Genomic DNA, 12757 nt, shown 5'->3' on the forward strand with positions numbered 1-12757 from the left:
AAAATTTAAAATCAATATATTTACAATTGTTCTATTTATGTTATAATGATCGAGAATAATATGCGTGCTTAGCGCATTTTTATTTTTTTACCGTAATTGAATTTGATGTATCATTGAGAGACACTACTTATTTCTTAGAGTGTTTATATTCCCATAATACTTAATTTATTTGTTGATCATTGGTTTCAGTGAAAGGAGACAATTATATATGGATTTTAGTAAAGCTTCTCTTGCAGAGCTGCGTCAGTTTACCAAGGATAATGGTATAAAAGGCTGCTCGGGAATGAAGAAGGCGGAGCTTGCGCAGTTCCTCATAAAATATGTGGAGGAGCATGTGACAGCGGTTTCAGTGGAAAATAAGAAAAATGTGTCAGAGCCTAAGACCGAGCATGTGGTCAGAGAGACAGCTGGAGACACAGAATACAGAAAAAACAGGATAGTACATCACTCTGAGGGCTCAAGAGATGATGATTCCAGGGAGAACAACGGACAGAGACGTATGAGAAGAATGGCTACATATCAGGATCGCAGCCAGAATCAGGAGAGATACCAGGATAGAGGTCAGAATCAGGACAGAAACCAGGAAAGGTATCAGGACAGAGTCCAGTCAAATCAGGCGGCACAGAACGTGAACGAGTATCTGCCGGAGCTCGACAGTGGAAGACAGGCTCACGGAATACTTGAGGTCATGCCTGAGGGATATGGCTTCATAAGAAGTGCAAACTATCTTCCGGGAGATCAGGATATATATGTGTCACCGGCACAGATCAGAAGATTTGGTCTCAAGACAGGAGATATAGTCACAGGTAATATAAGAAACAAGACACAGGGAGAAAAGTTCAGTGCCCTTTTATATGTGGCAAGCGTGAACGATGAGGATCCTGCGGTCATAGCGGCCCGCAAGAGCTTTGAGGAGATGACTCCTATCTTCCCTAATGAGAGGATAGAGCTTGACGGAGACGGTGCTCCTATCCCTATCAGGATGATCAATCTTCTTGCCCCTATAGGTAAGGGACAGAGAGGCATGATCGTTTCACCACCTAAGACAGGAAAGACGACTCTTCTCAAGCAGATCGCAAAGCAGATCAGCAGAAGATATGAGGATATGCACCTGCTCGTCCTTCTCATAGATGAGAGACCTGAGGAGGTAACAGACATAAGAGAGTCCATAGAGGGCCCTAATGTGGAGGTTATCTATTCAACATTTGATGAGCTTCCAGAGCATCATAAGAGAGTGTCAGAGATGGTCATTGAGAGAGCAAAGAGACTTGTGGAGTCCAAGAAGGATGTTGTGATCCTGCTCGACAGTATCACACGTCTGGCAAGAGCGTATAACCTCACGGTCGCTCCTAGCGGAAGAACTCTGTCAGGTGGTCTTGATCCTGCAGCGCTTCACATGCCAAAGAGATTCTTTGGTGCCGCCAGAAACATGCGTGAGGGAGGAAGCCTTACGATCCTTGCCACAGCGCTGGTCGACACGGGCAGCAAGATGGATGACGTTGTATTTGAGGAGTTCAAGGGAACCGGTAACATGGAGCTTGTGCTTGACAGAAAGCTCTCAGAGAAGAGGATATTCCCTGCCATAGATATAGCAAAATCCGGCACCAGAAGAGATGATCTTCTTCTCAACAAGGAAGAGCAGGAGGTTGTCACAGCCATTCACAAGGAGCTCATGGGAAGTAAATCAGAGGATATTCTTGAGGATGTCAGAAAGCTGTTTGTTCGTACCAGAAACAACAAAGAATTTATCCACTATGTAAAGCAGTCACTTCTCAGAAAATAACAGCAGGATTGTTGAGATGATTTTGTCAAAAAAATCAAAAAACTGCTTGCATTGTACTGGTCACTATGTTAGAATACAGAAGTTGTGTTATGAAGAACCCTGGCTTTATGCCTGTTCTCATATATAAATATATATGTAAAGAGGTGAAAAAGAATGCGTAAAGGAATACATCCAGATTACTATCAGGCAAAGGTTGTATGTAACTGTGGTAACGAGTTCGTTACAGGATCAACAAAGGAAGAGATTCACGTAGAAATTTGCTCAAAGTGTCATTCATTCTACACAGGTCAGCAGAAGGCAATCAAAGCACGTGGTAGAATTGATATGTTTAATAAGAAGTATGGCGTTCAGGCCAACTAATAAAAACGTTGATAGCTTGAGGTTATTTTACAATAATCTCAAGCTGTTTTTTTATTATCCAGTTAAATATACCGATAGGAGATTGGCGTGAAGAGAGTAAGAATAGGCGGTCAGGCTGTCATGGAAGGTGTCATGATGAAAAATGGCGACAGATATGCGGTGGCAGTCAGAAAACCGGATAAAGATATAGAAGTGAAAGTTGTGGATTATGTGTCCATGGCATCGAGAAGTGTATTTTTCAGAGTTCCTATAATCAGGGGAGTTGTCAATTTCGTGGAATCCCTCGTGATAGGAGTGAAGACCCTCACATACTCAGCATCGTTTTACGATGACGAGGAGCCTGAGAAGGCGGAGAAAGAGAAAAAAGAAAAGAAAAAAGAGAGGACACCTGAGCAGCAGAAAAGAGCGGACGATGCGGCGATGATAGGTACAGTGTTATTTTCACTTGTATTTGCCATCGCGTTATTCATGATGCTTCCTGCATTTATCGGGGAACTCATAGACAAGGTTATAGATAACAGGATCATCATGTCTGCCATAGAGGGAGTTATAAGACTTGGAATATTCCTGGGATATGTGGCACTTATATCGCTTATGAAGGATATACAGAGAGTGTTCATGTACCATGGGGCAGAGCACAAGACGATCAACTGTTTTGAGGCTGGGGTGCCACTGACTCCGGAGAACGTGAAGAAGTATTCAAGATATCATAAGAGATGCGGAACAAGCTTTCTGTTCATCGTAATGATAATAAGCATAATTGTTTTCATGTTTATAAGCGCAGATACGGCATGGCTCAGACTTGTCATAAGACTGCTGCTGGTTCCGGTAATCGCCGGTATATCATACGAATTTATAATGTTTGCTGGCAAGAGTGATTCAAAGCTTGCAAATGCGCTGTCAGTTCCGGGAATGTGGGTTCAGAGACTCACCACAAGGGAGCCGGATCTTGACATGATAGCAGTTGCGATAAAGTCCGTGGAGGCAGTTATAGACTGGGAGGCATACCAGGACGCCATGCACAAGGGCGAGATAGAAGATTAAAGGATTTCGATAGAGATGAAGCTGTGTGAACTTTTGAGAATGGGACGGGACAGGCTGGAGAAAAGTGATGTTCCTGATGCGGATATAGACGCTGATATATTGTGGCAGTACCTGTCGGGTATGAACCGTATGGATATGATCATGGCCAGAGAAGATGACGTGGATGATGATAAATCGGAAGCCTACATGAAGCTCATAGAAAAGAGGAGCACAAGGATTCCGCTTCAGTATATCACAGGTGAGCAGAATTTCATGGGATATGATTTTGATACCGCAGAAGATGTGCTCATTCCAAGGATGGATACAGAGACTCTTGTTGAGACGGCATTGAAGCTTGTAAAGGACGCTGACCATAACGTTGATGTTCTGGACATGTGCTGCGGTTCGGGCTGCATAGGAGTATCGTTTGGACTCTGGAACAAGAACAGCAGGATCGTACTTGCCGATGTATCTGAGGCAGCAATCGGTCTTGCAAGGAGAAATGTAGCGAAACTGTGTGCAGGGGATGATAGATTTGAAGTGGTCAGGACGGATCTCTTTGAGCAGATATCCGGGAAATATGACCTCATACTGTCGAATCCTCCATATATAAGAAGTGATGTCATAGAGACACTCATGCCGGAGGTCAGGGAGCATGAACCACATCTGGCACTTGACGGAACGGCGGATGGATTGTATTTTTATAGAATAATAGCCGATAAGGCGAGAGAATATATAAAGGATGAAGGATATGTTGTATTCGAGATTGGCAATGATCAGGCAGAAGATGTACAGTACCTCCTTGTAGATTCAGGTTATGACGATATACATGTTGTACAGGATCTGAGTGGTAATGACCGGGTGGTGTACGGCAGATATGACAGAGAAGATAACCGGTAGATTTAACGCTGCAGGAGACAGCGTGACAGAATGAATATAGAGAGGTATAGATATGTTTGACAGATTAGAAGAACTTGTAGATAAGCTTGATACGATAAATAATCAGCTCACCGATCCTGATGTTGTGTCAGATCAGAACAAATTCAGAAAGCTCATGAAGGAGCAGAGCGATCTCTCACCTATAGTTGAGAAGTACCATGAGTACAAGGATGCAAAGACTACCATAGAGGACAGTCTTGAGATTCTTGAGGAGGAGAGCGACGAGGAGCTCCGCGAGATGGCAAAGGAAGAGATGAATGAGGCAAAGGCGAATCTCGAGACCATAGAGCAGGAACTCAAGATTCTTCTGCTTCCAAAGGACCCTAACGATTCCAAGAACGTAATCGTGGAGATCCGCGCCGGTGCAGGCGGAGATGAGGCTGCTCTGTTCGCATATGAGGTGTACAGAATGTACCAGAAATATGTCGACCAGTTCAAGTGGAAGGTTGAACTTATGAGTGTCAACGAGAACGGTATCGGAGGATTCAAGGAGGCTGTGTTCATGATCACCGGAGACGGTGCGTACTCCAAGATGAAGTACGAGAGTGGTGTACACAGAGTACAGCGTATACCTAAGACAGAGTCAGGCGGAAGAATCCATACATCGACCATAACAGTTGCGGTTATGCCTGAGGCTGAGGAAGTTGATGTAGAGATAAATGAGAATGATATAAGGATAGATGTAATGCGAGCATCAGGAAACGGTGGACAGTGTGTCAATACAACCGATTCGGCAGTACGTCTTACACATATACCTACAGGAATAGTGATCTACAGCCAGACAGAGAAATCACAGCTCCAGAACAAGGCAAAGGCATTTGCCCTTCTGAGATCAAAGCTGTACGACATGGAGCTCCAGAAGCAGCATGACGCAGAGGCTGCGGACAGAAGAAGCCAGATAGGAACAGGAGACAGATCAGAGAAGATCAGAACATACAATTTCCCTGAGGGAAGAGTTACAGATCACAGGATCAAGCTCACATTATACAAGCTTGACCAGATCATGAACGGAGATCTGAATGAACTTATAGACAGTCTTATAGCGGCTGACCAGACAGCAAAGCTGGCACAGGTGAATGAGGAGGAATAATATGGCAGCGTGGAGTGACAATATAAGAAAAGTAGAACCTTATGTTCCGGGTGAACAGCCTAAGGATACAGATGTGATAAAGCTCAATACGAATGAGAATCCGTACGGCCCGTCACAGAGAGTGAAGAATGCAATGATGGATATCGATACACTCAGATTATATCCGGATCCAACAGCATCGGCACTTGTCGATGTGCTTGCAGAGTATCACGGAGTTGATCCTTCACAGGTATTTGTGGGAGTGGGTTCGGATGATGTGCTTGCCATGTCGTTTCTTACATTTTTCAACTCTGACAAACCAATATTGTTCCCTGACATTACATATTCCTTCTATGATGTGTGGGCAGAGCTTTTCAGTATCCCTCACGAGAGACCGGCACTTGACGAAAACTTCAGGCTGGTGAAGGAGAGTTACTACAGAGAGAACGGGGGAATCGTATTCCCTAATCCAAATGCCCCTACAGGAATATACGAGGACATAAAGAATGTGGAGGATATAGTCAGCCACAACAAAGATTCGATAGTCATAGTAGACGAGGCGTATATAGATTTCGGCGGCGAGTCGGCACTTGGTCTTATAGACAAATATGACAATCTTGTGGTTGTAAGAACGTTCTCAAAGTCGAGATCCATGGCGGGACTCAGGATAGGATATGCAATAAGCAACCCGGTTCTGATAAAGGCCCTCAATGACGTAAAGTATTCATACAACTCATATACAATGAACAGACCATCACTGATAATGGGAACAGAGTCAGTTAAGGACGATGAGTATTTTAAGGAGACTGTTTCAAAGGTGGTCGCCACGAGAGAGAGATTCGTGGAAGCTATAAAGCCACTTGATTTTACATGTCTTCCTTCGTCTGCAAACTTTGTATTTGCAACGCATAAGGATATTCCGGCAAAGGAGATATTCCAGGCTGCGAAGGATGCCCATATATATGTCAGATATTTTGACAAACCACGTATAGACAATTATCTGAGGATATCCATTGGTACGGATGAAGAGATGGATAAATTCACAGAGTTCCTTACAAATTATATACAGGAGAGATAATAAACAGACCGCTGTGCCAAAGGCATGGCGGTTTTTTCTTGATATGGCGGCAACAACTGTGCCAGGATTCCACTATAAAGCGCAGGATTCCACTATAAAGCGCACCAAAACTATTGAATTTGGCAGAGTTTTTCTATAGAATTCACCCATGAAATATTTCAGGAAAAAATATCGGGACGTTTCGTTTGATTTTGTTTGTAAAAGGAGAATTGAATGAATTTTGATGAATTTATAGCCAGAGTAGTGGATGAAATGAGAAGCAGACTTCTCAGACAGGGAGATGGATCAGACATCCGGGTCAATAAGGTTTTGAAGAATAATGGGGTGGAGCTCACTGCGATGAATGTGTGCAAGAGCTCTGAAGAGGTGTGTCCTACGATATATCTTGATCCGTTTTACAGGGATTATGAGCAGGGGATGGATTTTGATGTTGTCATGGAAGATATATGCAGGCTCAGAGAGGCGAACTGCAGGTGCAGGAAGCTTGATATACGCGATGTGGTGGATGAGACGAAGGTTATGGACAACATAATAGTGCGGCTTGTCAACAGGGAGCGAAATAGCCGGCTGCTTGAGAGTGCACCATTTATAGAGTTTAATGATCTTGCGATAACTTTCAGAAGGGTGCTGAGTCTGGATAACGACGGCCTGGCAACCACGATAGTCAACAATAATGATGTGAAGAGGTGGAGAGTCAGTCTGGATACATTGTATAAGAATGCACTTAAGAACACCCAGAGAATGTTTCCGTGTGTAAGGCAGAACCTTTTTGATGCGCTGAAGGGCAGATATGAAGGGATAGATTTCGATGACGACTGTGACAATGTGGACGAACTGTACATGTTGTCAAACACGCACGGTATCAATGGGGCCACGGCCGTACTGTATGATGGAATGCTTGAGGAGTGTGCGAATATGGTGGGTGATGACATATATATCCTGCCATCCAGTGTGCATGAGCTGCTGTTTATCAGGGCAAGTGCGGATTACACAGAGGATTATTACAAGGATCTCATAAGAGAGGCGAACAAGGTAACAGTGCCTGCCATGGATTATCTGTCTGACAGTCTGTATATGTACAGCAGGGAAAAAGGAAAACTCTTGATAGTCTAAAATGTTGACAAAATATATCCCATGACATAGAATAAAACCAGTGTTCTAAGGGCAAAAATTATGTTTAATGGGAGGAACAGACATTGGAGGATAGTTATATTTCGTGCAGAGATAAAATTGTCGCTTCAGCTATCGAACTAATTGGAGATTTGGGATTACATGCTCTTACACCGAAGAACCTTGCACGAAAGCAGAATATATCTGATACGCTGATATATAAGTATTTTGGGGGTATAGATGAGGTACTTATAGCGGTTGTGAACGAATATGCGGCATTTGATGTCAATATCCAGAGGACTGTTGAGAGACTTGACGGGACATACCTGGATAAGATCAAGTATTATGCAGATACATATGCAACATATTATGATAACTATATTGGTATGGGTGCGATAATGTTGCATTATGAAGAATTGCTTCACATGTCAGAGACGAGAGAGATCATCTCTGAGTGTATGTTGAAGCGTAATGATTTTGTGTGCACATTATTTCAGAGTGCGATTGACAGCAAGGAGATACGAGCGGTTTTCTCACCGAAGGAACTTACGCTCATGTTCAACGGAATTTTTACAGAGGGATTGCTTGAACGGAGAAACCAATACTCAAGGAAGAGTTTCAGGGTTGAGATCAAGGAGATGCTCAGTCATCTTGAGAAAGTACTTAGGTTGTAAAATTAGGGAGGAATTGTCATGAAGATATTAATAGCTGAGGATGATGTTGCAAATGCAAAATTTTTATCCAAGTATTTGAGTAAGTTTGGTGATGTGGTCATAACACCTGATGGAATCGCAGCGGTTGATGAATTTGTAAATGCTCTTGAGAAGGGCGAACTGTTCGAGCTGGTGTGTCTTGATATCATGATGCCAAAGATAGATGGGTATAAAGTTCTGGCATCCATAAGAAGTGCAGAGAGAAAGCACGGAGTGTCAAGGATGCTCAGATCGAAGGTCATAATGACTAGCGCACTTGACGAGGCAAGCTTTGACAGCAATCTCGCCAGCGACGATTATGATGATTACATATGTAAGCCGATTGATATCATGAAGTTTAATGACATGCTGAAGAAACTGGACATTATCAAGTAGATGATATGATATTGATACATGCGAAGCCCGTTATTGCAAGATATCGGGCTTCGAAGTGTCTTATGACACTGAATATTAGATGGCAGGGACATAAAGATGGATTTATTTGAGTATATGAGGGAGAATTTCTCGGAGGATGATTCTCCTCTGGCAAAAAGAATGAGACCGACCAGCCTTGATGACGTGGTTGGACAGGAACATATTATAGGCAAGGACAAGCTTTTGTACAGGGCGATAAAAGCGGATAAGATAAGTTCGCTTATATTTTATGGCCCTCCGGGGACCGGCAAGACTACGCTTGCCATGGTCATAGCCAATACAACCAAAGCGGAGTTCAGACAGCTCAACGCCACAACGGCGGGCAAGAAGGACATGGAAAAGGTTGTGGAAGAGGCGAAGAATACCAAGGCTATGTATGGCAGACGGACTATACTGTTCATCGATGAGATCCACAGATTCAACAAGTCACAGCAGGATTATCTCCTGCCATTTGTTGAGGATGGAACGGTGGTACTCATAGGAGCGACCACGGAGAATCCTTATTTTGAGGTTAACGGGGCTCTCATATCCAGATCCCATATATTCCAGCTCAATCCATTGTCCAGGGAGGACATCAAGAAGCTCATCCACAAGGCAGTGTACTCAGAAAATGGCATGGGTGCATTTGATGCAGACATTGATGAGGATGCCGAGGACTTTCTTGCAGACATGGCGTCGGGAGATGCGAGAAGTGCGTTAAATGCCATAGAGCTCGGAGTTCTGTCGACGGAGAGAAGCGAGGATGGCAGGATACACATAACGCTTGAAGTGGCGGAGGAATGTATCCAGAAGAGAGCTATAAGATATGACAAGGACGGAGATAATCATTATGATATAATATCCGCATTTATAAAGAGCATGCGTGGATCAGATCCTGATGCGGCGATATTCTACCTTGCAAAGATGCTTTACGGAGGTGAGGATATAAAGTTTATTGCCAGAAGAATCATGATATGTGCCAGTGAGGATGTGGGCAATGCTGATCCGAATGCTATCGTGGTGGCGTCGGCATGTGCACAGGCTGTGGAGAGAGTCGGAATGCCTGAGGCACAGATAATACTTGCCCATGCGGCTTCCTACGTTGCGTGTGCACCGAAGAGCAATTCTGTGGTGAATGCGATATTTGCGGCTATGGATGCGGTAAAGCATGAGGACACGGGTCAGGTTCCGGTGTATCTCAGAGATGCACATTACGGCGGTGCAGCAAAGCTTGGACACTCAGGATACAAATACGCTCATGATTATCCGAATAATTACGTTGACCAGCAGTATCTTCCTGATAAGATTGCAGGCAGGGTATTCTATGAGCCGTCGGACAATGGTTATGAAAGAGATATCAAGGCGTATTTTGATAAGATAAAGAAGAGAGACTGATATGGATATATTGAAGAGAATTGGAGCTATAGTGCTTGTACTTGTGCTCATCGGAATGTATGTTGCTACATTTATAATGGGAATAACCGGAAGTGATAATCTGATGGGTATGATATTCCTTGATGTGGTCATTCCTGTTGTGTGTTGGGGAATATGGCTCATCGCCAGGGTGCTCAGACGCAAGGGCGAAGATATGAGAGATCAGAACAAGTAGAACAGTACAAATGTGTTGAAAAAAATTACATAATTTGATATACTCTTTAAAGTTCAAAAAATACTTAAGAGGTAGATGAAATGAGTTTATTAAAAGAATGGCGTGATTACGCATACGGATTAGATGACAGAACACCTGAGGGAAAGGAATTCTGGGTTAGTTATTTCCAGGCAGAGAAGGGCGTATATGAGCAGCTTCTTGCTAATCCTCTTGCAGACCCTGTACATGGAACTGTAAAAGAGCTTGCTGAGAAGTACGGACTCACTATTCAGTATATGATCGGATTCCTCGACGGAATAGATGACAGTCTTGCAGAATCAAACAATCTTGATGATGTGACAGAGGACTCAGAGGTTAAGCTTCCTATAGATTATGAGAAGCTTTATATGAACATGGTTGAGTGCAATGCAGAGTGGCTTTACACTCTTCCTCAGTGGGATGGAATATTCTCCAAGGCAAAGAGAGACGAGCTCTACAAGATACAGAAGTCATCTAAGACTATCATCAAGGCACCAAAGGTTGGAAGAAACGATCCATGTCCATGTGGAAGCGGACTTAAGTACAAGAAGTGCTGCGGTAAGTAATGATATATATCATGCTGATATAACTGGCAGATATGAGAAGGCGGTTAAAGGGTAAACTTTTGACCGCCTTTTATATTTGCGTGAAAGGATATACAGATGGAATTTAATGAATCCCAGAAGAGAGCGGTGAGACACTGCGATGGGCCGATGCTGTTGCTAGCGGGGCCTGGTTCAGGTAAGACTACGGTCATCACCCACAGGATAAAATACATTACAGAAGAACATGGTGTGAGACCTGACAATATTCTGGTCATAACCTTCACGAAGGCTGCGGCAAATGAGATGAAGGGGCGGTTTCAGGAGCTGTGTCCGGGCGTCCGCGGGGTAACCTTTGGCACGTTTCACTCTGTATTTTTCTGGATGCTCAGAAATGCATATAATTACACAGCGGCGAATATCGTTACGGATTCAGAAAAGTATGGAGTCATAAGGGACAGCATAGACAGGCACGGCTTTAGGTATGACAGTCAGGAGGATTTTGCCAAGAATGTTGTCGGGGAGATAGGCAATGTCAAGAGCGGGAGAGTGAGTCTTGAGAACTATGAGAGCACAACGATGAAGCCTGAGGATTTCCAAGTTGTGTACGATGAGTATGAGAATTTCCTGAGAAGATGCGGGAAGATAGATTTTGACGATATGCTGGTGTTCACATATGAGCTATTGTCGGAGAGACCAGACATACTTAAGATGTGGCAGAACAAGTTTCGGTACATACTCATAGATGAGTTCCAGGATATAAATATGATCCAGTATGACATTGTGAAGCTGCTGGCCGGAGAGAGCCAGAACGTATTTTCCGTGGGTGACGATGATCAGTCGGTGTATGGCTTCAGGGGGGCTGCTCCGGCTATAATGAAAAAGTTCCCGGAGGATTTCCATGGTACGGTCATAGAATACCTGAATGTCAATTACCGCTGCAGCTACGATATAGTTGAGTGCTCGAAGCGGATAATACAGAACAACCGGGACAGATATGAGAAGCAGCTCAGGTCGGCATTTGCCGCGGGACAGAGCGACAGAGTCCATATAGTTAAGACGGACAGCATGACGGAGCAGAATAAGAAGATCATAGACAGGATAACAGAGCTTAACCGGGCTGGTATTCCATACCGTGAAATGGCGATCATATTCAGGACGAATACCGAGCCGAGGGCGCTGGCTTCAAAGCTCATGGAAAATGGCATACCATTTTTGATGAAGGATAACATACCAAATATCTTCACGCACTTCCTAGCTGAGAACATATTTGACTATATAAGGCTTGCAAGGGGCAGCAGGGACAGGAGAACGGTCCTCAGGATCATCAATAAGCCGAACAGGTATATAAGCAGGGATGCATTTGATTCGCCGGTGGTGAACTTTGAGGAGCTGAGGCAGAATTATAAGGATAAGTATAGGATAGTCAACAACATAAATGTCCTTGAGAACGATCTGGAGAGGATAAGCAGACTTGCACCGTACGCGGCTGTGAATTATATAAGGAAAGCGGTTGGACTGGATGCGTATGTGAGGGAATATGCTGAGTACAGGGGCGTGAGTGAGGATGATTATATTGATATCCTGGAGGAGATACAGGACAGTGCAAAAGACTTCCTGAGCTTCGACGGCTGGATGGAGTATATAGACGAATACACAAAACAGCTCAGAGAGCAGAGCAGGCAGGGCAGTGTGGCGGGTGATACAGTCACACTTTCGACTATGCACTGTTCAAAGGGACTTGAGTATTCATATGTATTCATAATGGATGCTGTTGAGGACATAACGCCTCATAAGAAATCGGTTGGAGATGGAAATATAGAGGAGGAACGCAGGTTGTTCTATGTGGCAGTCACGAGGGCTAAGTATGGACTGTATGTGTATGTTCCCCAGAAAATGCATGGAAGAAAAGCGGTGACCTCGAGATTTGTCCAGGAAATGCTTGTGGACAGGTCTCTGATAAAAACAGGAAACACCATAATCCACAAGCGGTATGGACGCGGAGTCATCACATATGTAGATGACAGAAAGCTGTGTGTCCACTTCGATGATATACATGAAACAAAGACGCTCAGCCTTGAATACACGATAAATAACGAGCTTATAGAAAACGCATAGAT

Annotated in this window: 13 protein-coding genes; all 13 read left to right on the forward strand. The window is 43.9% G+C overall.

Features of this window, described 5'->3' with window-relative positions; all coding sequences use genetic code 11:
* Positions 1-208 precede the first annotated feature (208 nt).
* Positions 209-1783, forward strand: coding sequence for a transcription termination factor Rho (gene rho / locus DW159_RS02325; RefSeq protein WP_117548818.1), 1575 nt, complete (start codon positions 209-211; stop codon positions 1781-1783).
* Positions 1784-1936: 153 nt separating this feature from the next.
* The gene (gene rpmE, locus DW159_RS02330; protein WP_004853176.1) at positions 1937-2143 is read left to right on the forward strand and encodes a 50S ribosomal protein L31; all 207 of its coding nucleotides are present in this window, start codon (positions 1937-1939) and stop codon (positions 2141-2143) included.
* Between the two features lie 87 nt (positions 2144-2230).
* A complete protein-coding gene (locus tag DW159_RS02335) occupies positions 2231-3187 on the forward strand; it encodes a DUF1385 domain-containing protein (protein ID WP_022216026.1) in 957 nt (318 codons plus the stop codon).
* Positions 3188-3202: 15 nt separating this feature from the next.
* Positions 3203-4066 (forward strand): peptide chain release factor N(5)-glutamine methyltransferase, encoded by an 864-nt coding sequence (gene prmC / locus DW159_RS02340; RefSeq protein WP_015534159.1) that lies wholly within the window; start codon positions 3203-3205, stop codon positions 4064-4066.
* 52 nt (positions 4067-4118) lie between these two features.
* Complete coding sequence (gene prfA, locus DW159_RS02345) at positions 4119-5195, forward strand: peptide chain release factor 1 (RefSeq protein WP_015534158.1); 1077 nt, start codon at positions 4119-4121, stop codon at positions 5193-5195.
* Between the two features lies 1 nt (position 5196).
* On the forward strand, positions 5197-6252 hold the full coding sequence (gene hisC, locus DW159_RS02350; protein ID WP_117548819.1) for a histidinol-phosphate transaminase: 1056 nt from the start codon (positions 5197-5199) through the stop codon (positions 6250-6252).
* 213 nt (positions 6253-6465) lie between these two features.
* A complete protein-coding gene (locus tag DW159_RS02355) occupies positions 6466-7365 on the forward strand; it encodes a DUF5688 family protein (protein ID WP_117548820.1) in 900 nt (299 codons plus the stop codon).
* Between the two features lie 83 nt (positions 7366-7448).
* Positions 7449-8036 (forward strand): TetR/AcrR family transcriptional regulator, encoded by a 588-nt coding sequence (locus DW159_RS02360; RefSeq protein ID WP_117548821.1) that lies wholly within the window; start codon positions 7449-7451, stop codon positions 8034-8036.
* An 18-nt stretch (positions 8037-8054) separates the two neighbouring features.
* A complete protein-coding gene (locus tag DW159_RS02365) occupies positions 8055-8450 on the forward strand; it encodes a response regulator (protein ID WP_015534155.1) in 396 nt (131 codons plus the stop codon).
* A gap of 96 nt (positions 8451-8546) precedes the next feature.
* Positions 8547-9863, forward strand: a complete 1317-nt coding sequence (locus DW159_RS02370) for a replication-associated recombination protein A (protein WP_055144185.1) — start codon at positions 8547-8549, stop codon at positions 9861-9863.
* Between the two features lies 1 nt (position 9864).
* Complete coding sequence (locus DW159_RS02375; RefSeq protein ID WP_015534154.1) at positions 9865-10077, forward strand: hypothetical protein; 213 nt, start codon at positions 9865-9867, stop codon at positions 10075-10077.
* An 80-nt stretch (positions 10078-10157) separates the two neighbouring features.
* Positions 10158-10661: an SEC-C metal-binding domain-containing protein gene (locus tag DW159_RS02380; RefSeq protein WP_055144187.1), complete on the forward strand. Its 504-nt coding sequence runs from the start codon at positions 10158-10160 to the stop codon at positions 10659-10661.
* A 96-nt stretch (positions 10662-10757) separates the two neighbouring features.
* Complete coding sequence (locus DW159_RS02385; protein ID WP_117548822.1) at positions 10758-12755, forward strand: ATP-dependent helicase; 1998 nt, start codon at positions 10758-10760, stop codon at positions 12753-12755.
* The last annotated feature ends 2 nt before the right edge of the window (positions 12756-12757 follow it).

The sequence above is a fragment of the Coprococcus sp. AM14-16 genome, from assembly GCF_003434675.1.
Classification (GTDB): Bacteria; Bacillota; Clostridia; order Lachnospirales; family Lachnospiraceae; genus Coprococcus; species Coprococcus aceti.

Excerpts from the sequence above, each read along its gene's own strand:
- rho (WP_117548818.1), top strand. The coding sequence starts at position 209 with ATGGATTTTAGTAAAGCTTCTCTTGCAGAGCTGCGTCAGTTTACCAAG.
- rpmE (WP_004853176.1), top strand. The coding sequence starts at position 1,937 with ATGCGTAAAGGAATACATCCAGATTACTATCAGGCAAAGGTTGTATGT.
- prmC (WP_015534159.1), top strand. The coding sequence starts at position 3,203 with ATGAAGCTGTGTGAACTTTTGAGAATGGGACGGGACAGGCTGGAGAAA.
- prfA (WP_015534158.1), top strand. The coding sequence starts at position 4,119 with ATGTTTGACAGATTAGAAGAACTTGTAGATAAGCTTGATACGATAAAT.
- hisC (WP_117548819.1), top strand. The coding sequence starts at position 5,197 with ATGGCAGCGTGGAGTGACAATATAAGAAAAGTAGAACCTTATGTTCCG.
- DW159_RS02355 (WP_117548820.1), top strand. The coding sequence starts at position 6,466 with ATGAATTTTGATGAATTTATAGCCAGAGTAGTGGATGAAATGAGAAGC.
- DW159_RS02365 (WP_015534155.1), top strand. The coding sequence starts at position 8,055 with ATGAAGATATTAATAGCTGAGGATGATGTTGCAAATGCAAAATTTTTA.
- DW159_RS02370 (WP_055144185.1), top strand. The coding sequence starts at position 8,547 with ATGGATTTATTTGAGTATATGAGGGAGAATTTCTCGGAGGATGATTCT.
- DW159_RS02375 (WP_015534154.1), top strand. The coding sequence starts at position 9,865 with ATGGATATATTGAAGAGAATTGGAGCTATAGTGCTTGTACTTGTGCTC.
- DW159_RS02380 (WP_055144187.1), top strand. The coding sequence starts at position 10,158 with ATGAGTTTATTAAAAGAATGGCGTGATTACGCATACGGATTAGATGAC.
- DW159_RS02385 (WP_117548822.1), top strand. The coding sequence starts at position 10,758 with ATGGAATTTAATGAATCCCAGAAGAGAGCGGTGAGACACTGCGATGGG.